The sequence below is a fragment of the Halorubrum luteum genome, from assembly GCF_054652935.1.
The window spans coordinates 2,761,238-2,786,449 of sequence record NZ_BAAIGT010000002.1 but is presented as its reverse complement, the minus strand read 5'-3'; the positions used below and the strand labels follow the sequence as shown (position 1 = coordinate 2,786,449).

Sequence of the window (25,212 nt, the reverse complement as noted above, 5' to 3'; positions counted from 1 at the left end):
GGGCGGAAGACGAGGATGAACACACCGTGGGGCGAAAGACGAGGATGAAACCGGATGACGAGCGTTACTTCGCGCGCATCGAGGAGCGGCTCGACGAGGCGTTCGAGGTCGCGGAGGCGGCGAAGGGACGAGGAAAAGACCCCGAACCGGAGATCGAGATCCCCGTCGCTCGCGACATGGCCGACCGCGTGGAGAACATCCTCGGGATCGACGGCGTCGCGGAGCGCGTCCGCGAGCTCGAGGGTGAGATGTCCCGCGAGGAGGCGGCGCTGGAGCTGGTTACGGACTTCGTCGAGGGAACCGTCGGGGAGTACGACTCCCGTGCTGGCAAGGTCGAGGGTGCGGTTCGGACGGCCGTGGCGCTGCTTACCGAGGGTGTCGTCGCCGCGCCGATCGAGGGGATCGACCGCGTCGAGTTGCTGGAGAACGACGACGGGACGGAGTTCATCAACGTGTACTACGCGGGACCGATCCGGTCGGCTGGCGGCACCGCACAGGCGCTGTCGGTGCTCGTCGCTGACTACGCGCGGTCGCTGCTCGGTATCGACGAGTACAAGCCGAGATCCGAGGAAGTCGAGCGCTACGCCGAGGAGATCGCGTTATACGACACGGAGACGGGGCTCCAGTACACCCCGAAGGACAAGGAGTCGAAGTTCATCGCGAAGCACATCCCCATCATGCTCGACGGGGAGGCGACCGGCGATGAGGAGGTGTCCGGCTTTCGTGACCTCGAACGCGTCGACACCAACTCCGCACGCGGCGGGATGTGTCTCGTCGCCGCCGAGGGGATCGCACTGAAGGCTCCGAAGATCCAGCGATACACCCGCGATCTCGACGAGGTCGACTGGCCGTGGCTGCAGGATCTGATCGACGGAACGATCGGAGCGGATGAGGAACCCCACGCGACCTCCAGCGGAGCGTCGGACGACGCCGGAAGCGGTAACGGGGACGCCGGAAGTAGCAACGGGGACGGCGAGGAGGACGGCACGGAGGGGGACATCGAAGATGGCGACGTGGACGCTGGAGCCGGGCTCGATGGTGGCAGCGGGGCCGACGGTCCACCCCGGGCGGAGCCCTCCGAGAAGTTCCTCCGCGACCTGATCGCGGGACGCCCCGTGTTCACGCATCCGTCGGAGCCCGGCGGATTCCGGCTCCGATACGGTCGTGCCCGGAACCACGGGTTCGCGACCGGCGGCGTCCACCCGGCGACGATGCGCGTCGTCGACGACTTCCTCGCGGCGGGCACGCAGATCAAGACGGAGCGACCGGGGAAAGCCCACGGGGTCGTGCCGGTCGACTCCATCGCGGGCCCGACGGTGAAACTCGCCAACGGCGAGGTGCGCCGGATCGACGACCCCGACGAGGTGCTCGCGGTCCGTAACGGCATCGAGCGCATTCTGGACCTCGGGGAGTATCTCGTCAACTACGGCGAGTTCGTCGAGAACAACCATCCGCTCGCGCCCGCCGCATACGCCTACGAGTGGTGGATACAGGAGTTCGAGGCGGCCGGCGCGGACGTGCAGGCGCTCGCGGACGACCCCCACGTCGACCTCGAGCGGCCGGAGCCCGACGCGGCACTCGAGTGGGCCGAGTCGTACGACTGTCCGCTCCATCCGGAGTACACGTACCTCTGGCACGACCTCACGGTCGAGGCGTTCGAGGCGCTCGCCGCGGCGGTCGCCGGCGGCGAGGTCGTGGAGGGGACGCTGACGATCGAGCACACGGAGACGACCCGCGAGGCGCTGGAGACGCTGCTCGTCGAACACACCCAGACGCCCGACTCGCTGCGCGTGCCGGAGTGGCGACCGCTCGCGCGCTCGCTCGGCGTCGACGACGGGCTTCGCAGGGAGTGGGAGTCGTTGTCGCCGGCGGCGCGGTCGTGGGACGGGGGCGAGAACGCGATGCAGGCGGTAAACGAGGTCGCGCCGTTCGCCGTTCGCGAACGCGCGCCGACTCGCGTCGGCAACCGAATGGGCCGCCCGGAGAAGTCGGAGAGCCGCGACCTCTCGCCGGCGGTTCACACGCTGTTCCCGATCAACGAGGCGGGCGGGCCGCAACGCGACGTCGCGGAGGCTGCCCGGCAGATGGACGACCGCGGACGCCGCGGGCGGCTGGATCTGGAAGTGAACAACCGACGGTGTCCGAGCTGCGGTAGCCACACCTACCGCGCCGACTGCCCGGACTGCGGGACACACACCGAGCCGCACTACGAGTGCGGCGACTGTGGCACGGTGTGTGAACCCGACGGGGCCGGCCGCGTCGAGTGCCCACACTGCGAGTGGGAGGTGACGGCTGCGACGCGCCAGGAAGTCGATCTCAACGAGGCGTATCACGACGCACTGGAGACGGTCGGCGAGCGGGAGTCGGCGTTCGACATTCTCAAAGGCGTGCAGGGACTCACCTCGACGAACAAGACGCCCGAGCCGATCGAGAAGGGTGTGCTCCGGGCGAAAAACGGCGTGACGTCGTTCAAGGACGGGACGGTTCGATACGACATGACCGACCTCCCGGTGACGGCGGTCCGCCCCGAGGAGCTCGACGTCACCGCCGGCCACTTCCGGGAGCTGGGATACGAAACCGACATCGACGGCGAGCCGCTCCGGCACGACGACCAGCTGGTCGAGCTGAAGGTGCAGGATATCGTGCTTTCGGACGGCGCGGCCGAGCATATGATGCGGACCGCCGACTTCGTCGACGACCTCCTCGAGCAGTTCTACGGGCTCGACCGGTTCTACGAGCTCAACGAGCGCGACGACCTAGTCGGCGAGCTCGTGTTCGGGATGGCCCCGCACACCAGCGCCGCGACCGTCGGCCGCGTCGTGGGGTTCACGTCGGCGGCGGTGGGGTACGCACATCCGTACTTCCACGCCGCGAAGCGTCGGAACTGCGACGGCGACGAGGATTGCGTCATGCTGCTCATGGACGGCCTTCTCAACTTTTCGAAAGAATACCTTCCCGATCAACGCGGTGGGAGCGTCTCGGAGGACTCCCGACTCGTTGCTCGCGATCCACAGGGACGGATCCGATTCCTCACGTTCGATGAGTTCTGGAACGAACTCGAGTCACCCATCGAGTTCGACGGGAAGTTTACAAAGCGAACGTGCATGCACGAAGGGTGGCAGACGTACACGTTCGACGAGAATCACGAGTCGAACCTCCAGCCGATCGAGAAGGCGATCCGATACCCCGCTGACGACGATGAGATGCTGCTCAGGGTCGAGACACAGTTCGGTCGGTCGCTCGATATCACCGCGAACCACAGTCTGTTCCGATACGACGACGGCATCGAAGAAGTGGCCGGTGATGACCTCGCGGTCGGCGATCTCATTCTTGCCCCCAAGCAACTCGACGTCGAGACACAGTCGGGGACCGTGATCGACGTCGCTGAATGTGTCGACGATCCGTACGTGTTCATCGATGAATCGGTCGAATCGTATCTCCGAGAGGTGTGGGACGAATCCGAGTGGGGGAGTGACGCACGCGCTGCCTTCGACGGTGGACTCTCCTACCGACTCTCGAAAAAGAAAGTCGCCCTCCGAACGCTCCGTGATATCGAGGGCGTATCGCGAAACCGGCGTGCCGACTTGGACCCACAGATCGGTCGAAAGGGCTCTTCGAAGGGAATCACGCGTTACATTCCGATGAATGACGACTTTTCGTGGCTCCTTGGACTGTTCGCCGCTGAAGGTTCAACGTCGTCCGTTCGACCGACGATTACCAATGCCGACGAGGAGATCGTTCGGCAGACCGAGCGCGTCATCAAAGACACGCTCGGTAGGGAACCGTCGATACGATGGTCGAACAAGGCGTACGAAATCGGATTCCCGACTGTGTTCGAGGATGTGCTGTTCGAACTGGGATTCCGTGACGAGGAGTCGTACGACTCGAGCGAAAAGGTCGTCCCCGAACCGATTCGACGCGGTGACAGATCGGTGGTCCGATCGTTCCTCCGTGGGTTCATCACCGGAGACGAGAGCGAAACGAGCGACGACAACCAGACGACGATCGCGTTCCACACGACGAGTGAAGACCTCAAAGACGGGATCGTGTTCCTGCTGCATCGGCTCGGCGTCGTCGCGAACGTCTCGACACGTGATCGAGAACCGCCTCGACAACGGATCTACACCGTTACCGTCTCTGGGGGTGCCTCGGACAATCCCCTTCGACGCATCCTCGACGGTGAAGATCCGTACCAACCGAAGAACCTCACGGTTGGCATCCCCGAGGAACTCTTCGAGCTCCGACGAATGGACGTCCCCGACATCGCCGATATCATTCCGAAATACCTCAAGCGGCGTAAAAACATCAGTCTCGAAAAGCTCGAGTCGATCGTGGAGACGCTCGATGGACGTGATCTCTCTACCGCTGCGCGTGAGAGGCTCGACGCGATCCGTCCGCTCGTCGACGGTGACCTCACGTACCTCCGGGTCACCGACATCGAGCCCGTCGAGTACGAGGGTCGTCTCTACGACTTACAAGTCGGCGGAGAACCGGTGTTCACGGCAAACTGGCTGTATGCTCACAACTCGATGGACGCGCCCCTGGTGATGTCCTCCCGGATCGATCCCTCGGAGATCGACGACGAAGCGCACAACATGGATATCGTGCGGCAGTATCCGCTGGCGTTCTACGAGGCGACACGCGAGATGGCGGATCCGGGCGAGGTAGAGGAGCTCATCAAACTGGGCGAGGACACGCTCGGGACCGACGAGGAGTACCGCGGCTTCGACCACACCCACGACACGACGGACATCGCGATAGGGCCGGATCTATCGGCGTACAAGACGCTCGGGGACATGATGGAGAAGATGGACGCCCAGCTCGAACTCGCCCGGAAGCTCGATGCGGTCGACGAGACGGACGTCGCAGAGCGAGTTATCGAGTACCACTTCCTACCGGACATCATCGGGAACCTGCGCGCCTTTTCCAGACAGGAGACGCGCTGTCTCGACTGCGGCGAGAAGTACCGTCGGGTGCCCCTAACCGGCGACTGCCGGGAGTGTGGCGGTCGAGTGACCCTCACCGTCCACCAGGGGTCGGTGAACAAGTACGTCGACACCGCGATCGAGGTCGCCGAGCGCTTCGACTGTCGGCCGTACACCAAACAGCGGCTGTACGTGTTAGAGGAGGCGCTGGAGTCGATATTTGAGGATGACACGAACAAGCAGTCCGGCATCGCCGATTTCATGTGATCGCGCACGCCGGCCTGCTGTTCGGACGCCGTGTATGACGCGTTCGAGAGTTCGGATGACGTGCGTAACGACTCGTGACGCCTACTGCAGCACCGCTCAATACAGACATCGCGGCGATCGATACCGGGCGTACGTCTCTTATTAGGGTGACTGGGTTGTTTATAAGGAATCATGTAAGGGGATCGGATTTGGTTTATAAGTGAGTCGCGGGAGCGATAGCTCCGCGACGAACGATCTGAAAGCCCCAGCCGCGACGGCTCGCGCGCCTTGCTGCGCTCCTCGGTCGCTCGCGGTGCTCGCTCCCTGTGGTGCTTACAGCGGCGGGCATCGCCCTCGCGGCTGCCCCTTTCAACCCCACCCGACCGCACCGCAACCGCACCTCACGCCTCCCCAGCCTCGTCGGCGGCTCGCGCGTTCCGCGCTCGCCGCCGCCTCCCTCGCACGCGCTTGCTCGCGGCTTCGCCGCTCGCGTTCGAGGGCTCCCGTTGGTCGCCCTCGCGCCTCGCGCCCTAAAAAGGGCGCTCGGAGGCGCGCGCCGACCGCCCGCCGTTACCTGATACATGAATCATGCTCTGCTGTGTGGTTGCGGTGGCGCGCGCCGCGAGCGGGCCCGAGGCCCGTGAGCGAGCGCGCGAGGGAGACCGGAGGGGCCGCCGAGCGGTGCCGGCGGCCCCCTCCGGTCGAGGCTGGGGCGGTCCGAGGCTGCGGGGCGGTCGGGTGGGACTGGAAGGGGCAGCAGCGAGGGCGACGCACGGCGACGAAAGCACTGCAGGGAGCGAAGCGACCGAAGCGCGCAGCGAGCCGCGCGAGCCGTCGCGGCTGGGGCTTCCGAGGGAGTCTCCTCTCCACCGCTCACTTATATACCGCTCTTCTCCACATCGAGTGAGCCTTTATAACCATCTACTCGGTCTTATACTGCACAATATACGCCCGACATCGAACACGGGGGTTGCCGATGGGATCGTCGACTCGGCAGCGGACGGCACGTTCCGTGACGCGTCAGCGCTATCCGCCGTCGACGAAGTCGCCGAGGTTCGCCTGCAGTCCGGCGACCATCGACGACTTCCGCCGGAGCCGGGCGAGCGGGACGGGGAGATGGTCGGCGACACCGCGAACCGCCGCACCGAACGTTTCGGCCGTGCCGTACGCTCCCTCGAACGCGTTGCGGACTGCCTCACGGACCTGCCAGACGCCGACCGGGCCCCAGTAGTCGTCGGAGACATGCCGGATCACGAGCGCTTTCGCCTGCCGGTCGCGCTCGTTGAGCTGTTCAAGCACGCCGAGTCTGGCCGCGTAGTACGCCCCAGCGGTCTCCTCGACGTAGCCGGTTCGTCCCTCCTGGCCCTCGCTCGCCGCCGCGAGATACGTCCCCGCTTCCGGGTCCGGGTTCCAGATCGAGCCAGGCGCTTTCAGTTCGACGAGCTCGTACTCCCACCGTCCGGGCGCGAGTATCACCCAGAACGCGTTGCCGAGGTACTCGTTGCGATGGACCTCGATCTCGTCGACCGTCGGTGAATCCCGAACCGTCCCGCGGAGATACTGCCCGACCGTATCGTCGACGGCGGTGATCGACCACCGGGTGGGAACCAGCCGACGGTTCTCACCTCGCCCGAGCGCGCCAGCGGAGAGGATCGTGTTGATCTCGTACACGTCGAAGCCACGGCGGTACAGGTACGTCATCGCCCCTTCTGCACGCCAGTCGTCGTCCTCGAGAGTCTTTTTCACCGGTCGCGGCACGTACGGGTTCTCCCCGAGTTCGGCGCGTCTCGCGGTCGCTCGCGGCCCGGTCGGCGTCTTCACGTCCTGCACGCCGATGTCGAAGTCGAGCTCCGGGGAGCCGTCCAGTCCGATCTCGACGTCGACGGGACGGTCCGCGATCGCGACCTCGCGCTGCACGCCGAGCCAGCCGTCCCACGCGTCATGGACGCTGGCCTCGGCCCCGCCGATGACGTCGCTTCCCGCCCCCACGTCGTCGACGTCGGTGATCCGACTGGAGTTGAGCAGACTCGTCCGGCGGTCGAACACGTCCGCGATCGACACGCCCTCCTCGTACCACGCCGCGGACGTCTCGAACCGGCCGGCTTCCGCCTCGCGACCGACCGGCGAGAGCAGCCCGGTCGAGACGTTGGGATAGTTCGACCGCCCGACGAAGATCGACGGCGAGACGCTACCGACGACCGCGTCGTCGCTGACGTGATCCTCGAACCGCCGCTTGAACGAGTCGAGGTGGTCGACGATCCCGTAATCCTTCTCGCGCGCGAGCCGCCGCCGCTCGGCCCGCTCGTTCGTCTCGAACTCGAGGAACTCGTCGAGCCGCATTCACCGACCGTTGGGGCGCCGCCGGCTTGAACGTTGCTCGCGGCGGACGGTTGCAAGGTCACGGGATGCCTGCCGTGGAGTTTGACCGCGAGGTGGCTCGTCAACCGGTACCGCTCCGAACCGTCTCCGAGCACTCCGCGCCGCGGCGTCACCCGTGAATGCCCATCGCTTCGATCTGCTCTTGGTACCGGTTGCGGATGGTGACTTCCGTCACCTGTGCGACGTCGGCGACCTCGCGCTGCGTTTTCTTCTCGTTACACAGCAGCGAGGCGGCGTAGATCGCCGCCGCGGCGTACCCCGTCGGGGACTTTCCCGAGAGTAACCCCTTTTCTGCGGTCGTTTCGATGATCTCGTTGGCTTTCGACTGGACCTCCTCGCTCAACTCGAGTTCGGAGGAGAACCGAGGCACGTACTTTTTCGGATCGACCGGTCGCATCTCCAGTCCGAGCTCCTGTGAGATGTATCGGTACGTCCGTCCGATCTCCTTGCGGTCGACACGCGACACGTCGGAGATCTCCTCGAGCGAGCGGGGGATCCCTTCCTTGCGACAGGCGGCGTACAGCGCAGCGGTCGAGACGCCCTCGATCGACCGCCCGCGAATGAGATCCTCGTTTAACGCCCGTCGATAGATGACGGAGGCGACTTCCCGGACGGACCGGGGGACGCCGAGCGCGCTCGCCATACGGTCGATCTCCGAGAGCGCGAACTGGAGGTTGCGCTCGCCCGCGTCCTTCGTCCGGATCCGCTCTTGCCACTTCCGGAGACGGTGCATCTGCGAGCGCTTCTTCGAGGAAATCGACCGTCCGTACGCGTCCTTATCCTTCCAGTCGATCGTCGTCGTCAACCCCTTGTCGTGCATCGTTTTCGTCGTCGGTGCGCCGACACGGGATTTCGACTGCCGCTCCGAATGGTTGAACGCGCGCCACTCCGGGCCGGGATCGATCTGTTCCTCCTCGACTATCAGTCCCGTCTCCTCGTGTATTAACTCCCCATCAGCCGTTCGGGTGAGCTCCTCCGGGTCGAGCTCATCCGGATCGATGTCGTCGACGTCGACCTCCCGTTCTTCTTCATCCCCCTGCGTGCGCTGCCGGTCGTGATCCCGCTGCCGGGTTGGCCGTGTCATCGCATTTATATACTAACCCAGTCGACGAAGTTAAAAGTTTTCGGCGGGCTGACGCTCGTCGCTCGACGCCGCTTTGCGACCGATCGGCACGGGACCACCGGACCGTAACCGTCTTAAGTATCTTCGTGGTACGTGTAGATGAGTCCTGGTAGGGTAGTGGACTATCCTCTTGGCTTGCGGAGCCAGGGACCGGAGTTCAAATCTCCGTCAGGACGCTCACTGTTTGCGAGTGTTGAGCAACGCGAAGCGCCCGCTGCGTCGCTCGGCACGACCCGCTATTTTATACCCGATACCGCGGCCAGACCGGCCGTGTTCCGCTCCACGACCGTACGGGGGAACGCGGGTGTGCGGTGTGGTCCCGTGCGGTATCGCCGTCGCTGCCGGCCGGCTTCGTAACGATGACCGATCGAGTCGGGACGCGTCGTCACCAACCGGCCGACGGCCACACGCACCGCCTGTTCGCCCCTTCCAACCGGCTCGCGTCCCGCTGTGGGCGATGTCTCCGACGTCGCCGCCGCTCGTGTGCCGGCGTCGCTACCGCGGCGTGAGACGGACGAGTCGGTCGTCCCCGTCCTCGGGGAACGGCTCCTCCGCCCGACCGTCCCGATTGGAGGTGATCGCGTACACCTCGCCGTCCGGCCCCTCTTCGACGTGTCGGATCCGACCGAGTTCATCCTCCAGAAGGCTGTGTGAGACGGCGTCGTACTCCTCGTCGGTCCAGTCGGCGTCGTGTCGAACGCCGCTCGTGTCCTCGGGCGGCGTTCCCCCGCCCGGATACACCGTCACGACGTTCAGCTGCTGGGAGATCAACCCCCCGACGAGCAGCCGATTCCGCCATCCGTCGGCCACCGTCCCCGTATAAAAGATGCAGCCGGAGGGTGCCCACGTCGTCCCGGTTCCCGTGTGTGCGACCGGGCGATCGTACTCGGTTCCGGGATACGTGTCGGCGTCGCGACCTCGTTCGCCCTCCGGCCCCCAGCCGTGATCGCCACCCGGACGAACCACCTGCACTTCGTCGCGTGCGGCGGGGCCGTGATCGGTAACGATCGGAGTTCCGTCCGGCAGAAACGAGATCCCCTGCGGATTTCGGTGACCGGTGGAGAACACGCGGTCGTCTCCGCCGAGCTCCGGGTTGTCGGCGGCGGGACTCCCGTCCGGTTCCAGACGAAGTACTTTCCCCGCCAACGAGTTCGGGTCCGATGTGACGGCCGGATCGTCCGCATCGCCGGTCGTTACCCACAGGTAGTTCGCCGGCCCGAACGCGATCCGCGACCCGTTGTGGATGATCTCGTGACCCGGGATCGACTCCACGACCACCGTCTCCGTCTCCTTCGGGTTATCGGCGTCGACATCGTAGTAGACGACCCGGTTTCGGAACTCGTCCGAACCGGCCTCGTAGGTGTACACCGCGTACACGAGCGGAACGTCGGGATAGTTCGGGTGGACCGCGAGCCCCATCAGCCCGCCCTCGCTCCCGCCGTCCCACCAACCGATATCCTCCTGTTCCGGCGTCACTGCATCCGCATGGTCGATTATCTCCGGCGCCGCCACCTCCGCGAGCTCGTCCCCGTCGTACCGCGTGATCCGCCCGACACGCTCGGAGACGAACAGGTCTCCATTGGGTGCGAACGCCAGGTCCCACGGCACTTCCAACCCTTCGATAACCGTTTCCACCTCCGCGTCGAGCGCTGGCGGTTCGGTCGGATGCTCCCAGTCCGGATCGTATCCGTCCCACGACTCGATATCGTGGGTGACGGAGAGGTCGTACGTCGGATCCGCGACCGGCGTCGCAGTGGACGAATCCTCGTCTGCACCGGCATCATCGTCGTCGTTCAGTCGATCGTCATCATCGAGACAGCCGGCGAGACCGGTGACGCCGACGAGTCCGGCAGCAAGCACTCGTCGTCGATCGGGGTACATGATGTCGAGTTAGGACAGCAGTGAGTAAAACGTGCTGCTGTTGAGTCTCGAGAAAATCGCGTCAACGATGATCCGGTCTCGCGTCAGCGAGCGGCGGCAGCGACGCGCTCGCGTTCCTCTTTCTGCGAGATGGAGTACGTCTGTACGTCGTAGTCAGCTGCCCCGATAAGCTCCTGTGCGAGAGCCTCGGCCGCAGAGGTGGAGGATTTGTACGTCGCGTTCGCGACGCCGTCAGAGATGAACAGCAAGGCTTGATCGACGCGACGCTGGGGTGCGACGTCGACCGCCTTCGGAACGGAGATACCGCCGTACTTCAGTCGGACGGTCTCCTCGCGCGGAGCTGCGTTCTCGACTGCGGTAACGAGCACCTGCACCGGGTTCTCCTCCGTCCGGTCGTGGATGATGTCGAACGCGTCGCGAACGATCCGCGTCGCCTGTTGTTTCTTCCCCGTGTTCTCGTCAGTCTGCATCAGACGGTTGATGAGTCGTTCGACGATCGAGATCTCGGATTTCTTGAACTGCTTGGAGGCGTGACGGCCCATCGTGTGCGCAATGGGGGTCACGTTCATATACCGCTTCGTCGACGGGTCCTCGTAGGAGATCTCCGTGACGTCCCAAACACCGAACAGCTTCGCGTTCGCGTTCGCCGCCTCGCTCGCTGCGGGTGCGTCCGGCTCCGGTTCGTCCGCTGCGACGTCCGCGTCGTCGCCGGACTCCGCTTCGGCTTCTTCCCCGCTCATCGGACCGGCTTCTCCGCGTTCCCGCGAACCAGTTCGATCATCGAGACGCCGTTGACCTTCTCGACTTTGTAGTTGACGCCGGAAAGGTCACCCATCGCGCGACCCTTCGCGCCACCGATTCCGGCGATCGTGACCTCGTCGTGCTCGTCAATAAAGGATATCGCACCGTCACCGGGACAGAACGCGGTGACCTGCTTCCCGTTTTTGATGAGCTGCACGCGAACACACTTTCGGATCGCCGAGTTCGGCTGCTTTGCCTCGATTCCGACCTTCTCAAGGACGATGCCACGCGCTTGGGGGGCACCTTCCAGCGGATCGGACTTCTTTTTGAGCCCGCGCTCTCTCCGAGCGTACTCGGAGTCGGACCAGCGACGTTTCTGCCGGTCCTGCTTGAGCTTACGGGCGGCGTATTTGCCGTTCGCCATCGTACCTCCCCTTCCCGACGGAGCTACTTAAGCATCCCTTTTTCTCTCCCGAGAAACGGCCTCAGATCCGTCGAGAGGTAGTCATCCAGTGATCTGAGCGCGTTTTCTCCTCGATCCGCGACCGCTCACGCCCGCTGAGCCGATAAGCCGCGCCGAGAATCCGTCGTTTCCGTCCGTTCCCGGCTACTCCCGGAGCTCGTCCACCCAGTCCGGCTCCTCGACAGCCGTTTCGCCGATTCCTCGGAACGCGAGGTCGATATCGACGACGGCGTCCTGTCCTCGATGGACCCCGTCCCACCGCTGTTCGAGACTCGCAACGACGCCGGCCGCTCTGACGTGCATCGTCGCCTCCGCGGAGACGACTTCCTCGGGAACGTCCGTGGCTCCCTCGAACGCGTCGGCGACGAGCCGAACCGCCGGTTCGCCACCGGACTCGGCGGTCCGGTCGTCGACGGTCATGTTCCAGCCGCCGACGCCGCCGACGCCGGCCAACGACTCCTCTCGCATCGCCTCACGAAACTGCTGATCCGATCGCTCGACCGTCCGTCTGTCCGTCGAGACGTCGCCACCGACTTGCTCGCGAATGAACCCCTCTTCTCCGTCGATGTAGAGCTCGAAAACGTCCCGTTCGCTCGTCTCGGTGGACTCCTGTCTGAGATACTGTCTTCCCAGATCGGCATCGAACCGGGCTTCGTACTCCTGTGAAGGGAGCCACGGGCTCGGCCGTTCGTCACCGGCGTGTTCGGTGTCGGCCGTCGAGAACAGCTCGAAGCTTCCGGCGTCGACGAGGGCTTCGGCGTGGCGGTCCGCCAGCACCTCCGCCTCCAGATCGTCGCCGTCGAGCCATTCGACGTCCGTGATACCGGACTGTCCGTCACCCGTCGGAGCGCTACAGCCCGCCAATCCGCCGAGTCCGACGCCGAACCCGGCGAGCAGTCGCCGGCGCTGCATGTTCATGGCCGACGGAACGAGACGGGGCGTGAAAAGGAGCGCGGGTTCGTGGCTGCAGTAACCATCCACGGCAGTCGACTGCCGCCGGCTACGTGAGCTGAATGTCGTCGATATCGTGATGACGCTTCGCAAGCGTCCTCGCCGTCTCGATGTTTCGTCCGTCCGCACCGATCGCGACGCCGCGGTCCGGTTCAGCAACCTCGACGTACGCGACGCGGTCGTTCTGCTCGGAGACGGTGACGGCGTTCACTGCCGCCGGAGCGAGCGCGCTCGCCACGAACGCCTCCGGGGTGTCGGCGTCCTCGACCAGCTCGATCGATCTGCCAAGCTCCCGCTCGGCCGCCGCGACCGTTGCCCCGTCCTGTCCGATCGCGGCGGCCATCTCGCCGGCCGGAACGAGAAACACGAGCCGGTCACTCTCCACGAGGCAGTCCTTCGGGGCGACGTCGGTCAACTCGTCGAACCGGCCGATGTACCGGCGTGCCTCGTCGGAGAGCTCGACGCGCATCAGTCGGTCCGTTCGTCGACGGGCGTTCCGCCGTCGGTGGTCGCATCATCGGACGTGTCGCCGCCGTCGCCGAGCATCCGCGACCCCATCCGAAGGTCGACGTCACCCGTTCCGAGCGAGATCGGCTTGCCGGCGATGACGTTCTCGATGACGCCGTCGAGCTCGTCGTATTCGCCGTGGATCGCGGCTTCGAGTAGGTGATTCACCGTCACCTCGAACGCAGCGCGCGCGAGCACCGAATCCTTCGATCCGGAGATACCGTGTCGACCGATGGATTCGATCTCACCGTTGTTCGTCATGATGTCCGCGACGAGCATGAGATGTCGGACGTTCACATCGTCGAGCCCCTGCTCTTCGAGCGTGTTCTTCGTCTCGTCGATGATCGTCTCGCGGGCCGCCTCGACGCCGAGGTTCCGATAGATCTCGTGGATGTTGTTACACGTCGTCCGTGAGGCGTCGACACCCTCGATGTCGAGAACGTCTCCGAACGCGGAGCCCTCGGTGTAGAGGACGAACTGCTCTTCGCCGTCGATCTCCTCTTTCCGGATCACGACGCGTTCGATCTCCTCTATCCCCTTGAACACGATCTCGCGAAGGCGTTCGACCAGCTGTAAGAGCTCGCGGTAGCTCGGTTCGCTGGGGCCGAACTCGATCACCGTTCCCGACTGGCGGGTGTCCACGTCGAGCGCGTCCTCGATCGTCTCGGCGATGCGTTCCGCGATCTCCGATGGGTCCGCGTACGTCGGCCACCGCTCCAACAGGGTGTCGTCGTTGAGGTCGATCCGGACGAGCATATCCGCGACGTTCGTCGAGACGTCCCCGAGCGCGAGGATGCGCGTCGACTCGATCGACCAGACGACCTCGTGGGCTTTCTCGCGGTTCGTCGCGTACTCGCCCTCGAGATGGACGGTCATCATCGGCGTGTCCGGCGTTTTCCGGGCGTCCACCAGCTCGATGAGCCGCGGGAGCCCCTGCGTGACGTCGATCTCTGCAACGCCAGCGTAGTGGAAGGTGTTCATCGTGTTGTGTGTGACTATACCCTCCGCGGTGGTGAACGTCTCGAGCCCCTCGACGGAGAAGTCGTACACGTGCTCGTGGTCGCTCTCGACGATATCAACCGACTCGATGCGGTCCCACACGACGTCACCGTCGACTGCCTGACGGAGTTCCGCGAGCGACTTGGAGTCGACACCGGCCTCGTCGGCCTCCGCAACGAGCCGACCGAGCCGACTCCGACCTATCCGCTGTCGCTTCGACGCGGCGTTCACCTGACGGCTCGGAATGCCAGCATCGGACGCGACCTCACGGAGCGTGTCGCCGAAGTTTGGAATCTGGTCCGTCGCGTCCGGGCCGCCCTCGTCGATGTCGGCCGCGGTAGCGTCGAGTTCGTCCCCACGCTCGCCGACCATCCCGATCCGTTCCGCGAAGCGGCCGACGTGCTTCTTCGGCACGCGGAGCGTCCGCGACGAATCCTGTTCGCCGAGCGTCGCATACACGTCGAACCGCGCGAGCAACAGCGCGATGCCGGCGGTGAGTCGGTCACTCGTCGAACTGGACCGAACTGCGCCTTCCGCGACGTTTCCGTCGCCGCTGAAGTATCCACGGAGCAATCCGCGGACGAAGGCGTCCGTCGCGCCGAACGCGAAGCCGGGAACGACCTTCTGGCCGTTCTCCACGCACGCGGCACGGAGGAAGTCTGCGAGGATCGTCCCGTTCACGCGAACGTCGTAGCCGCGGGCGAACCCGCTGTCGTTCTCGTACTCGTTCACCGAGAGATCGAACCGGTCGGCGAACGCACGGACGCCGTCTTGGAACGTCTCGTCGACATTCGAGACGGAGACGTAGTGCTCCGCCAGCGACCCCTCGGCGAGCCACGCACCGACGAAGAATCCGGTCTCCGTGTCGAGCGGGAAGCGCTCGGGTAATCCGACCGTCCCGCCGGTCGGATAGACGGTGTCCTCGTCGATCCGTCCCGATTCGAGGGCGTCTCGCTTGTTTCGGAGCTGATCTTCTCCCACGGGAGCGGTGTCGACACCGCCGTCGGTGAGTGTCGACGTGTACCAGTACTCGCTCGCGGGCAGATACTCGCGGAGGTCGATCTGATCGGTTTCGCCTCCGTCGAAAGAGGCGACCACCGGCAACCAGTCGCCGGCCTTGAGGTCGTCGCCGGCGACCGGGACGACCTCGTTGTCGCGCCGGGTAACGAACGAGTGGGCCTTCGTCGCCCTAATCGTCCGTCCCGATTCGAGCTCGAACCGGAGGAGTTCGTCCGGCGTCTCGTGGCGACTCACTTCTTCAACGTCCTTCCAGCGAACGCGTTCGTCGTCGGACAGGCTGAGCGTCTCTAATCCGTCCGGCGAGAGGGCGACCTCGTGATCGCCGACGGAACGACTCTCACTGGAATCAACGACGTCGTCGACCAGCGCGCCTATCTCGACGGTATCCGTCTTCCCGTTTTGCCGGATAACGACGCGCTCGTCGTAGGGGACACTCATCTGCGTCCCCGGTTCACCGATCGACTGTGCAGAAACGGTCCCGACGGGGTCCAACGGGTCAACCCGGGTCTCGATGTATCGGTTCTCGACGCCCGTCGCGATATCCGTCACGTGTTCGATCGTGACGCCGCCGTACTCCTCGGCTTTCGCCTCGATCGTCTCGTACACCTGCGTTTTCAGCCGCGTCGGGAGCTCCGTCGACTCCACCACCGCCTCCATGTCGTCCGTTACGTGTTCGTACTCAGTCATCTGATTCCACCTCCAGGCCGCCGGCCTTGTTCAGGCCGGGTCCGGCGTGCTCCGAGAGGTTCGTCGGCGGCGCGCGCTCGCCGAGGAAGCGCTCCTTCTCCGCGGCGGAGTCGAACTCCGCCTGCAGGACGCGGTCGGCGATCCCGTCGATGTCGATGCCGTCTCCCTCGCCGGAGGACACCTTCACCGGCGAGGTGCCGTCCTCGCCGAACTCGAACTGGATGATCGTGCCCGACGTGTCACGAACCGTTCCGTCGTACTGTGCTTCCAGTTCGGAGAGCGCGTTGATGAGCCGCCGCTGGAGGTAGCCGGACTTCGAGGTCCGGACCGCCGTGTCGACGAGCCCCTCGCGGCCGCCCATCGCGTGGAAGAAGAACTCCTCCGGCGTGAGTCCGCCGCGATAGGAGTTCTCCACGAACCCGTGCGCCTCCGCTGAGAGGTCGTGGGGTTTGTAATGCGAGAGCGTCCGGTCCTCGTAGCCGCGGTTGATCCGCTCGCCGCGAACCGCCTGCTGGCCCACGGAGCCGGCCATCTGCGTGAGGTTCAGCATCGACCCACGCGCACCCGACCGGGCCATCACGACCGCCGGGTTGTCGTCGCCGAAGTGCTGATCCGCGATCTCACCCGCGGAGTCTCGGGCCTTTCCGAGCGTCTGCATGATCTTCATCTCCAGCGTCTCGTCGACGCTCCGCCCGGGGAGCGACTCGAGCTCGCCCGCTCGGTACGTCTCGATCAGCTCCTCGACCCGGTCGTACGCGTTCTCGATCGCCTCGTCGACCTGCCGCTCCGCCTCCGGCGGGATCGACTCGTCGTCGATCCCGATCGAGAAGCCGAAATGCATGATCGCTCGCATCGCCAGCGCCGCGATCTCGTTGATGAACACGCGCGCTCGCGTCTCACCGTACACCTTCGTGAGCGTGTCGACGACCTCGCCGCCGAACGCGCCGACCGCGTCCTCGTCGATCGTCCCCTCGACTAGCTGCCCGTCCTCGATACGGACGACGTCGCCCGTCGAGGAGGTGAACTCCAGCGAGAGGTCGTCGGGCAGCAACTCGGAGAACAGGGTTCGACCGGTCCAGAACTCGTTACCGTCCTCGTTCACGCCGTTCGGTTCGGGGAGCTCGTCGACTCGCGTCGCACGGAGCAGGTCGAGCGCCTGCGTCTCGGTGAACTCGGGATTCGAGTGCGTGAGCAGGTACGTCCCGGAGATGTGGTCCTGGATGGCTCCGATGATGTTTCCGCCGAACCGGGGGCTCAGGATCTGCTCTTGGACGCGCATGAGCACGCGCGCCTCGGCGCGTGCCTCCTCGTTCTGAAGCGCGTGCATGTTCATCTCGTCGCCGTCGAAGTCGGCGTTGTACGGCGGACAGACGACGGTGTTGAGCCGGAACGTCTTATACGGCATCACGACGACCTCGTGGGCCATGATCGACATCCGGTGCAGCGAGGGCTGCCGGTTGAAGATCACGATGTCGCCGTCGACGAGGTGGCGATTCACCTCCCAGTCCGGCTCGATCTTCTCGGCGAGCTCTTCGCAGTTCTTCTCGGTCACCTTTAGCCGACGCCCGTCGGGGCGACGCACGTAGTTCGCGCCCGGATGGCTCTCTGGGCCGTTCCGAACGTACTGGCGCGCCTCCTCGACGTTCCGCTCGGTCACGTTGAGCGTCTGCGTCATCTCCGTGGCGACGCGATCCGGCACGCCGACCTCGTTCAGACTCAGCGTCGGGTCCGGCGAGATGACGGTCCGTGCGGAGAAGTTGACGCGCTTCCCGGACAGCGACCCGCGGAAGCGACCCTCCTTGCCTTTCAGGCGCTGGGAGAGGGTCTTGAGAGGTCGTCCGGAGCGGTGGCGTGCGGGCGGCGTCCCGGAGATCTCGTTGTCCACGAACGTGGTGACGTGGTACTGGAGCAGCTCCCAGAGGTCCTCGATGATGAGCTGTGGTGCGCCGGCCTCGCGGTTCTCCATGAATCGCTGATTGATCCGGATGATGTCGACGAGCTTGTGCGTCAGATCGTCTTCCGATCGCTGCCCGTTGTCCAGCGTGATCGACGGTCGCGTCGTCACCGGCGGGACGGGTAGCACCGTCATGATCATCCACTCCGGCCGCGAGTTCTCGGCGTCGATGCCGAGCACCTCAAGATCCTCGTCCGGGATGTCCTCGAACCAGTCGCGGATATCCGAGGGCATCAGCTTGTTCATATCCTCCTCGGTGAGGTCGACGTCGAGCGCCGACTCGACCGCGCGGCGGTCCTCCTTGCGCGGGCGGAACTCGCCGGCCATGATCTGGTTGATCCGGTCCAGTGCGATCCCCGTCTCGTCCGCCAGCTCCCGTGGCGAGGTTCCGGGGTCGTCAGCCTCCTCGTCGGGCTGCATCGCGGCCGCGATGCGCTCGGAGTAGTCGCCAGAGAGGACGTCCTGTACCTCGTAGTACGTCGTCGGCTTCTCGTGTTTGATGTCCGCCTGCGGCTCGCCACAGAACGGACAGGTGCTCGCCTTCCGTGCCTGCCGGACGGCCGCCTTCAGCACGTCGTGGGGGTCGTCGCCGAGCTCCTTGGCGCGCTCGTATCGCTCTCGGAACTCCTCGCGCTGTCGCTCGTCGAGCGCAAGCCGTCCGCACTCGCGACACGTCGACCGGAGCAGTCGCCGAATGAGCTTCGTGAACCCGACGTGGATCACGGGTGCGGCCAGTTCGATGTGGCCGAAGTGACCGTTACAGGAGCCGGAGTGTGAGCCACAGGTCCGACACTCCAGTCCGGGATCGATGACGCCGAGCCGCGGATCCATCAACCCCATATCGATCGGATAGCCGTCGTCGTCGTACGTGTCCGCGGTGATAACCTTCGTCGCCGACATGTCCCGGTACGTCTCCGGGTCCATGAGGCCGAAGTCGATGCCGCCGAGCACTTTCGGTGTTTGTAGTGACATTTAAATCGCGTCCTCCAGTTCGAGTCGCGGTCGAATTCCTAAGGCGATCATCTCGTCGAGGAGCAGCTTGAACGCGTAGCTCACCTCGAGCTCGTGGATGTCGTCCTCGTCCCCGGTGACCGGGTCGTACACGCGGCGCTGCTCGCGGTCCTCGACGGCGACGAGCCCCGTCTTCGCGGAGACGTGGACCGTTTCGGCGTCCGACGACTCCAGGAGCCGCTCGTTGAGCACCATCGACGCGCCGTGGCCGATGATCGTGTCGCGCTCCATCTCCCCGACACGAAGGCCGCCCTCCCGGGCTCGCCCCTCGGTCGGCTGGCGCGTGAGCACCTGCACCGGACCGCGCGACCGGGCGTGGAGCTTGTTCGACACCATGTGGTACAGCTTGTGGTAAAAGATCGTCCCGACGAAGATCTCCGCGTCGATCTTCTCGCCGGTGACGCCGGAGTACATCACCTCCTTGCCGGAGGATTTGAACCCGTGCTCCTCTAGTCCGTCGCGGAGCTCCGCCTCGTCTTCGCCCTGGAACGGGGTGCCGTCGACCCGCGACCCGCGCAGCGAGCCGACCTTCCCGCCGAGCATCTCCAGGACGTGGCCGACGGTCATCCGCGAGGGGAGCGCGTGCGGATTGAGCACGAGGTCCGGGACGACGCCCTCCTCGGTGAACGGCATGTCCTCCTGGGGCGCGAGGTGGCCGACGACCCCCTTCTGTCCGTGGCGGGACGCGAACTTGTCGCCCAGCTCCGGCACGCGCTGATCGCGCACCTTCACCTTCGAGAGCTTCGAGCCGTCCTCACCCTCCATCAGCGTGACGGTGTCGACGACGCCGGACTCGCCCGAGCGCATCGTCACCGACGTCTCGCGACGCTTCTGCGGGGAGAGTCCGCCCATGTCGTCTGGCTCCTCGAGGAAGCGCGGCGGGCTCGTCTTCCCCAGCAGCACCGACGACTCGTCGACCTTCGTCTCCGGGTTGACGAGCCCGTCCTCGTCGAGATGGGTGTACGCGTCCTCGCCGCGTGCGCCGCGGACGTCCTGTGAGGGGATCTCGAAGCGGTCCTCCTGACCGCCGGGGTAGCGTCGCTCCTCACCCTCGTACGTTCGGAAGAAATGCGAGCGCGCGAGCGCGCGGTCGACCGACCCCTGGTTCATCACCAGCGCGTCCTCGATGTTGAACCCCTCGTAGGACATGACGGCGACGACGAAGTTCTGTGCCGCCGGTCGCTCGTCGAAGTTGATCTGTTCGGTCGTCTGGGTTTTCACCATCGCCAGCTGCGGGTAGTGCATCAGATGCTGGCGCGTGTCGGGCCGGATCCGGTAGTTCGCGGACGGTAGCCCCAGCGACTGCTTCATCATCCCCGCACCCATCGTGATCCGGGGGCTCGCGTTGTGCTCGGGGTACGGGATCATCCCCGCGCCGATGCCGAACACGAGCTGCGGGTCGATCTCGAGGTGGGTGTGGTCGTCGGTGACGTCCGCCTCGTCGACGGCGACGTAGATGTCTTCTTCCTCCTCGGCGTCGATGAACTCGACGTAGCCGCGCTCGACGAGGTCCTCGAACTCGATCTCGCCGCGCTCGACGGCGCCGATCTCCTCGTCGCCGAGAAGCGGTTCGCCGTTCTCGACGACGATGAGTGGACGCCGCGCTCGCCCGGCGTCCGCGTTGACGATCACTTCGCGGGTGCGTTCCTTCACCGAGACGTTCACCATCTCGGAGACGTCGCCGCGGCGGCGCGCCTCCCGGATCTGTGCCGCGAGCTCGTTCGGGTCCGGATGGGTCCCGACGAGACTCCCGTTGACGTACACTTTCGCTTCGCGTTCTGCTGTAGCCATGTTAATCGTCCGCCGTCTGTCGTTCGACGCCCTCGATGCCGGGGATCCCCTCGACACCCATCGACGCCAGTTCTCGTTTCAGCCCCTGTTCGTCCTCGATGTTCTGTGACAGCTCCATCGCCTGTGCGAAGTTCTTCACGAGTCCGCAGTTCGGTCCCTCCGGCGTTTCGGAGGGGCAGATACGACCCCACTGGGTCGCGTGGAGGTCACGCGCCTCGAAATGCGGCTGCGAGCGCGACAACGGCGACCGCAGACGACGCAGGTGTGAGAGAACGCCCATGTAGTCCGTCCGATCGACGAGCTGTGAGACGCCGGAACGCCCGCCGACCCAGTTACCCGTCGCGATCGGGTGTTCGAGCCGCTCGGTCAACACGTCGGAGCGAACCACCGTGTTGACCGTGAGCTGCCGGTTGCGCATGTTGGCGCGCTCGAGCTGGTATTTCACGTCGCGTGCCAGCTTGTTCAACGCGGTGCGGAACAGGTCACGCATCAGGTCGCCGGACACCTTCAGACGCTTGTTCGCGTAGTGGTCCTTGTCGTCCGCCTCGCGGCGCTCCAGGGCGAGCTCGAAACACGCCTCGGCCATCCGACAGAGGTAGTACGCCTTGTTGATCCGGACGTCCTCCTCGTCGACGCCCTCCTCGTGGAGGTGCGGGAGGAGGTAGCGGTCGATCACGTAGTTCGCCCGCTTCAGCTGGTAGTTTTTCCCTTGGCCGGAGGCGACGCGTTCGCCGAGCGTCTCGATCGCCTCCTCGGTGGTCTGCACCGACGCCTCCTCTAAGTTCTCCAGCATGAACTTCACGATCTCGGGGTCGTCGCTCACGCGGTGGACGATCTCCTCATCGGACTCGAGCCCGAGCGCGCGCACGAGCGTGACGAAGTCGATCGAGCCGGAGACGGAGGGGAACGACACCTCCAGTAGCCCCTCGCGGTTGCGCTCACACAGCACCAGTGCCCGATAGCCACGACGCTGGGAGAACGTCTTCGCGACCTGGATCTCGTCGCCGTACTTCGAGTCGTACTCGGCGAGGATCTTGTTCGGCGCGAGGTCCTCGCTGGTCATCAGCACGCGCTCGGAGCCGTTGACGATGAAGTAGCCGCCGGGGTCGACGGGGTCCTCGCCGATGTCGATCAGCTCCTCGTCGGAGAAGCCGGCCATGTTGCACTTGTTCGAGCCGACCATGATCGGCATTCGGCCGACCTTCGTCTCCGTGGAGTCGACGACGGTCTCCGGCTCCTCCTCGCCGCCGCGGACGATGGACATCTCCATGAACACGGGTGCCGAGTAGGTGATGTTCCGGAGCCGCGCCTCCTGGGGATACAACAGCTCCTCGGAGCCGTCGGCCTCACGGACGCGGGGCGTGACCATCCGCACGTCGCCGAGTTCGACGTACACTGGCTCTTGGCCCTCCTTGTCGCCGATGTCCGTGTCTATCGTCTCCTTCTCGTCGACGACTTCCTGCATGCCGCGGTCCAGGAAGTTGTTGAACGAGCGGAAATGGTGTTCTGCGAGCCGGTCATCCGAGAAGTACTCGCGTGATACCACGCGTCGGTCTTGCCTGTTCATGAGACGACGAGTCGGAACACGACCGCCTGATCGGTCGTTCGGGAGTTTCGTACGATCTTCACGACGTCGCCGACTTCGGCCGCATCGGGGACGGCGGGGTCCGTACGCTTGATCTTCGGCAGGTTCGTTTTCGTCACGTTGTACTCCGCCAGAACCTCCTCGACCTCCTCGGGATCGTCAAGGAGGATGTGGTCCGGGACGAGTTCGTGTTGGCTTACGTCTACCATGGGTGGTGGTGATTGAAAGAAGCTATCACGAGATACTACAGCCGATTAGCGAGGCCACCCAAATAAGGCTTGTCAAGCGCGTCCGCCGCGCACGGCTGTCGGTACCGGCAGGGCGTGCGTCATCGTAGCCCACGATATCCGAACCCAAAAGCGTATCGGGACTGTGACCGGCTCACATCCTCGCCGACGATGACAAGCCTTATTTGCCAGACACGGGTACGAACGATTGCAGTCAGCCCGGATGGTGTAGTGGCCCATCATACGACCCTGTCACGGTCGTGACGCGGGTTCAAATCCCGCTCCGGGCGTCCCCGATTTCGGGGCCGACGCTGCTGTCTGCCCGGATGGTGTAGTGGCCCATCATACGACCCTGTCACGGTCGTGACGCGGGTTCAAATCCCGCTCCGGGCGCTTCCGTCGACGCCGACTACGAACGAGGAGCGATGGCGACGAGTGAGTCCGGCGTCGACGAACGCAGACGAAGGGATTTGAATCAGGGAGTGAAGCGAGTGGAACGAGCGGAACGACCGGGGTTCAAATCCCGCTCCGGGCGTTTTCGACGAACAACTCGGCGACGGATGCTGACGCCGACCCGAAGCGTGGGTTTAACCGCGATGACGCGCCACGTTCCCGTGATGGCCGTCGCCGATCCACCGGTTCCCGACCTCGCCGATCGTGCGCGTGCGTGTGCGAACCGCCTTCGTGACGCCGACCGGGTACTGCTCGCGTCCCACATCGACGCCGACGGGCTCACGAGCGCCGCGATCGCGTCGAGCGCACTCGCGCGGGCCGGGATCGACCACGAGGTCGTCTTCGAAAAACAGCTCGACGACGAGGCGATCGCCGGGATCGCCGCCCGCGAGTACGAGACGGTGCTTTTCACCGACTTCGGCTCCGGGCAGCTCGACGCGATCGCCGCCCGCGAGGCCGCCGGCGACTTCGTCCCCGTCATCGCCGACCATCACCAGCCCGCGGACGCCGACACCGAGTTCCACCTCAACCCCCTGCTCGAGGGGATCAACGGCGCGAGCGAGCTCTCCGGCGCGGGCGCGAGCTACGTGCTCGCGCGAGCGCTCGAGGGGTCTGGCGATGACAATCGCGATCTGGCGGGGCTCGCGGTCGTCGGCGCGGTCGGCGACATGCAGGACTCCGGCGGTGGGCTCGTCGGCGCGAACGAGGCGATCGTCGCCGACGGCGTCGCGGTCGACGTGCTCGAAAGCCGGACGGATCTGGATCTCTACGGCCGACAGACGCGGCCGCTTCCGAAGCTCCTAGAGTACGCCTCCGACGTACAGATACCTGGAATATCAAACGACGAAGCCGGCGCGGTCCGCTTCCTGTCGGATCTCGATCTCGAGTTGAAAACCGACGGCGACTGGCGACGGTGGGTCGATCTGGACGCCGAGGAGCGTCGGACCCTCGTCTCGGCGCTGATGCAACGCGCAGTCGCGTCCGGCGTTCCCGCCGACCGGATCGAGGCGCTCGTCGGCACGTCGTACACGCTCGTCGACGAGGAGCCGGGAACCGAGCTTCGCGACGTCAGCGAGTTCTCGACGCTGTTGAACGCCACCGCAAGATACGAGCGGGCGGACGTCGGACTCGCGGTGTGTCTCGGCGAGCGGGACGTCGCGCTCGCGGAGGCTCGTAGCCTCCTCCGAAACCATCGTCGAAACCTCTCGGAGGGGCTACAGTGGGTCAAAAACGAGGGCGTCACCCACGAGACACACCTCCAGTGGTTCGACGCCGGATCGCGGATCCGCGAGACGATCGTCGGGATCGTCGCCGGCATGGCGATCGGCTCGCCAGCAGTCGACCGGTCGAAACCCGTGATCGCGTTCGCCGAGGAGAACGCGACGGAGCTGAAGGTGTCCGCACGCGGCTCCCATCGACTCGTTCGTCAGGGGCTCGATCTGTCCGTCGTGATGGGCGAAGCGAGCCGCGCCGTCGGCGGCGACGGCGGCGGTCACGACGTCGCGGCGGGCGCGACGATCCCCCGTGCCGAACGGGACGCGTTTCTCGCGGCGGCCGACGAACTCGTCGGAAAGCAGCTATCGTGAGGCGCTCTCGTCACGGTCCGGGCCGTCGTCTCGGCGCTACGGGCCGTCGTCTCGGCGCTACGGGCCGTCGTCGAGCGCTACACCTCGCCGATGTCGCGGAACATCGCGCGATAGTCGTCCGCCGAGAACGCCTCGCCGAGGTCGTCGATGTCGGCGTCGAGCTCGTCGAGCCGTTCGAGTAGCTCCTCGTACGACTCGTTGTTCTCGAGATGGGCGGTCGGCTTCTCCGATTCGAGCACCGCGCGCTTGCTGGCGAGCGACGCGGCTCGCTGGAGAAGATCGTCGTACTCGGTGCGCGTCAACAGCGTTTCCATGGCGGTGAGCAGGCCGTCTCTGCTCACGGGTTTGGTCAGATACAGATCGAACCCCATATCGATGATGTCGTAGTCCGGCTCGACCGCCGTCACCATCGCGACGCGGCAGTCGAACCCCTCCTCGCGGATGTATTCGAGCACGTCATCGCCGCTCCCGTCGGGGAGACGACGGTCGAGCAGCACTGCATCGAGCGTTTCGTCGGCGAGTTCGACTGCCTCAGTCGTCGTCTCGGCGACGAGGACGTCGTACCGCTCTTCGAGGAAGCCGGCGTACAGCGCAGCGATGTCCGGCTCATCCTCGACGATGAGTACGGTAGTCTCACTCACCGCCGATCACCGTCTGTTCGACGGACGACGCTTCACCGCGCA

15 protein-coding genes and 3 tRNA genes are annotated in these 25,212 nt (G+C 65.2%); 5 read left to right on the top strand and 13 right to left on the bottom strand.

What is annotated here, in order from left to right:
* The first annotated feature begins 44 nt into the window (after nucleotides 1–44).
* A complete protein-coding gene (locus tag ACYQ0R_RS13825; protein WP_459824844.1) occupies nucleotides 45–5,192 on the top strand; it encodes a DNA polymerase II large subunit in 5,148 nt (1,715 codons plus the stop codon).
* A 1,005-nt stretch (nucleotides 5,193–6,197) separates the two neighbouring features.
* On the opposite strand, the gene nreA is transcribed toward ACYQ0R_RS13825, so the two are convergent.
* Both nreA and ACYQ0R_RS13815 read right to left on the bottom strand, forming a co-directional pair.
* On the bottom strand, nucleotides 6,198–7,511 hold the full coding sequence (nreA, locus tag ACYQ0R_RS13820) for a DNA repair protein NreA (protein ID WP_459824842.1): 1,314 nt from the start codon (nucleotides 7,509–7,511) through the stop codon (nucleotides 6,198–6,200).
* 148 nt (nucleotides 7,512–7,659) lie between these two features.
* Nucleotides 7,660–8,634, bottom strand: coding sequence for a transcription initiation factor IIB (locus tag ACYQ0R_RS13815; protein WP_459824839.1), 975 nt, complete (start codon nucleotides 8,632–8,634; stop codon nucleotides 7,660–7,662).
* 142 nt (nucleotides 8,635–8,776) lie between these two features.
* On the opposite strand from ACYQ0R_RS13815, the gene ACYQ0R_RS13810 reads away from it, so the two are divergent.
* Nucleotides 8,777–8,849, top strand: a tRNA-Arg gene (locus tag ACYQ0R_RS13810).
* A 319-nt stretch (nucleotides 8,850–9,168) separates the two neighbouring features.
* Here the strand turns inward: ACYQ0R_RS13810 and ACYQ0R_RS13805 are convergent.
* From ACYQ0R_RS13805 to ACYQ0R_RS13760, 10 genes are all read right to left on the bottom strand, one after another.
* The gene (locus ACYQ0R_RS13805; RefSeq protein WP_459824837.1) at nucleotides 9,169–10,554 is read right to left on the bottom strand and encodes a PQQ-dependent sugar dehydrogenase; all 1,386 of its coding nucleotides are present in this window, start codon (nucleotides 10,552–10,554) and stop codon (nucleotides 9,169–9,171) included.
* An 83-nt stretch (nucleotides 10,555–10,637) separates the two neighbouring features.
* Nucleotides 10,638–11,294 (bottom strand): 30S ribosomal protein S7, encoded by a 657-nt coding sequence (locus ACYQ0R_RS13800; protein WP_459824835.1) that lies wholly within the window; start codon nucleotides 11,292–11,294, stop codon nucleotides 10,638–10,640.
* On the bottom strand, nucleotides 11,291–11,719 hold the full coding sequence (locus ACYQ0R_RS13795; protein ID WP_004048726.1) for a 30S ribosomal protein S12: 429 nt from the start codon (nucleotides 11,717–11,719) through the stop codon (nucleotides 11,291–11,293). Before ACYQ0R_RS13795 ends, ACYQ0R_RS13800 begins: the two co-directional genes overlap by 4 nt.
* A gap of 183 nt (nucleotides 11,720–11,902) precedes the next feature.
* Nucleotides 11,903–12,676, bottom strand: coding sequence for a hypothetical protein (locus ACYQ0R_RS13790; RefSeq protein ID WP_459824831.1), 774 nt, complete (start codon nucleotides 12,674–12,676; stop codon nucleotides 11,903–11,905).
* Between the two features lie 82 nt (nucleotides 12,677–12,758).
* Nucleotides 12,759–13,178 (bottom strand): NusA-like transcription termination signal-binding factor, encoded by a 420-nt coding sequence (locus ACYQ0R_RS13785; protein ID WP_459824828.1) that lies wholly within the window; start codon nucleotides 13,176–13,178, stop codon nucleotides 12,759–12,761.
* The gene (locus tag ACYQ0R_RS13780; protein WP_459825783.1) at nucleotides 13,178–15,892 is read right to left on the bottom strand and encodes a DNA-directed RNA polymerase subunit A''; all 2,715 of its coding nucleotides are present in this window, start codon (nucleotides 15,890–15,892) and stop codon (nucleotides 13,178–13,180) included. The genes ACYQ0R_RS13785 and ACYQ0R_RS13780 overlap by 1 nt, the downstream gene beginning before the upstream one ends.
* A gap of 22 nt (nucleotides 15,893–15,914) precedes the next feature.
* On the bottom strand, nucleotides 15,915–18,848 hold the full coding sequence (locus ACYQ0R_RS13775; RefSeq protein ID WP_459824825.1) for a DNA-directed RNA polymerase subunit A': 2,934 nt from the start codon (nucleotides 18,846–18,848) through the stop codon (nucleotides 15,915–15,917).
* Nucleotides 18,849–20,678, bottom strand: a complete 1,830-nt coding sequence (rpoB, locus tag ACYQ0R_RS13770) for a DNA-directed RNA polymerase subunit B (RefSeq protein ID WP_459824822.1) — start codon at nucleotides 20,676–20,678, stop codon at nucleotides 18,849–18,851. It abuts the gene before it with no gap.
* Nucleotide 20,679: 1 nt separating this feature from the next.
* The gene (locus ACYQ0R_RS13765; protein ID WP_459824820.1) at nucleotides 20,680–22,245 is read right to left on the bottom strand and encodes a DNA-directed RNA polymerase subunit B''; all 1,566 of its coding nucleotides are present in this window, start codon (nucleotides 22,243–22,245) and stop codon (nucleotides 20,680–20,682) included.
* Entirely contained in the window at nucleotides 22,242–22,472 is a 231-nt protein-coding gene (locus tag ACYQ0R_RS13760; RefSeq protein ID WP_459824818.1) for a DNA-directed RNA polymerase subunit H, read from the bottom strand. Before ACYQ0R_RS13760 ends, ACYQ0R_RS13765 begins: the two co-directional genes overlap by 4 nt.
* Before the next feature lie 235 nt (nucleotides 22,473–22,707).
* On the opposite strand from ACYQ0R_RS13760, the gene ACYQ0R_RS13755 reads away from it, so the two are divergent.
* The 3 genes from ACYQ0R_RS13755 to recJ all read left to right on the top strand — a co-directional run bounded on the left by ACYQ0R_RS13755 (nucleotide 22,708) and on the right by recJ (nucleotide 24,529).
* Nucleotides 22,708–22,780 (top strand) — tRNA-Asp (locus ACYQ0R_RS13755).
* Nucleotides 22,781–22,810: 30 nt separating this feature from the next.
* Nucleotides 22,811–22,883, top strand: a tRNA-Asp gene (locus tag ACYQ0R_RS13750).
* Between the two features lie 224 nt (nucleotides 22,884–23,107).
* Nucleotides 23,108–24,529, top strand: a complete 1,422-nt coding sequence (gene recJ / locus ACYQ0R_RS13745) for a RecJ family nuclease (protein ID WP_459824816.1) — start codon at nucleotides 23,108–23,110, stop codon at nucleotides 24,527–24,529.
* Nucleotides 24,530–24,606: 77 nt separating this feature from the next.
* On the opposite strand, the gene ACYQ0R_RS13740 is transcribed toward recJ, so the two are convergent.
* Nucleotides 24,607–25,170, bottom strand: coding sequence for a HalX domain-containing protein (locus ACYQ0R_RS13740; protein ID WP_459824813.1), 564 nt, complete (start codon nucleotides 25,168–25,170; stop codon nucleotides 24,607–24,609).
* Nucleotides 25,171–25,212 lie beyond the last annotated feature (42 nt).

What these genes read in the sequence shown, in the direction of transcription:
- ACYQ0R_RS13825 (WP_459824844.1), top strand. Translation starts at nt 45, where the DNA reads ATGAAACCGGATGACGAGCGTTACTTCGCGCGCATCGAGGAGCGGCTC.
- nreA (WP_459824842.1), bottom strand. Translation starts at nt 7,511, where the DNA reads ATGCGGCTCGACGAGTTCCTCGAGTTCGAGACGAACGAGCGGGCCGAG.
- ACYQ0R_RS13815 (WP_459824839.1), bottom strand. Translation starts at nt 8,634, where the DNA reads ATGACACGGCCAACCCGGCAGCGGGATCACGACCGGCAGCGCACGCAG.
- ACYQ0R_RS13805 (WP_459824837.1), bottom strand. Translation starts at nt 10,554, where the DNA reads ATGTACCCCGATCGACGACGAGTGCTTGCTGCCGGACTCGTCGGCGTC.
- ACYQ0R_RS13800 (WP_459824835.1), bottom strand. Translation starts at nt 11,294, where the DNA reads ATGAGCGGGGAAGAAGCCGAAGCGGAGTCCGGCGACGACGCGGACGTC.
- ACYQ0R_RS13795 (WP_004048726.1), bottom strand. Translation starts at nt 11,719, where the DNA reads ATGGCGAACGGCAAATACGCCGCCCGTAAGCTCAAGCAGGACCGGCAG.
- ACYQ0R_RS13790 (WP_459824831.1), bottom strand. Translation starts at nt 12,676, where the DNA reads ATGAACATGCAGCGCCGGCGACTGCTCGCCGGGTTCGGCGTCGGACTC.
- ACYQ0R_RS13785 (WP_459824828.1), bottom strand. Translation starts at nt 13,178, where the DNA reads ATGCGCGTCGAGCTCTCCGACGAGGCACGCCGGTACATCGGCCGGTTC.
- ACYQ0R_RS13780 (WP_459825783.1), bottom strand. Translation starts at nt 15,892, where the DNA reads ATGGAGGCGGTGGTGGAGTCGACGGAGCTCCCGACGCGGCTGAAAACG.
- ACYQ0R_RS13775 (WP_459824825.1), bottom strand. Translation starts at nt 18,848, where the DNA reads ATGTCACTACAAACACCGAAAGTGCTCGGCGGCATCGACTTCGGCCTC.
- rpoB (WP_459824822.1), bottom strand. Translation starts at nt 20,678, where the DNA reads ATGGCTACAGCAGAACGCGAAGCGAAAGTGTACGTCAACGGGAGTCTC.
- ACYQ0R_RS13765 (WP_459824820.1), bottom strand. Translation starts at nt 22,245, where the DNA reads ATGAACAGGCAAGACCGACGCGTGGTATCACGCGAGTACTTCTCGGAT.
- ACYQ0R_RS13760 (WP_459824818.1), bottom strand. Translation starts at nt 22,472, where the DNA reads ATGGTAGACGTAAGCCAACACGAACTCGTCCCGGACCACATCCTCCTT.
- recJ (WP_459824816.1), top strand. Translation starts at nt 23,108, where the DNA reads ATGGCCGTCGCCGATCCACCGGTTCCCGACCTCGCCGATCGTGCGCGT.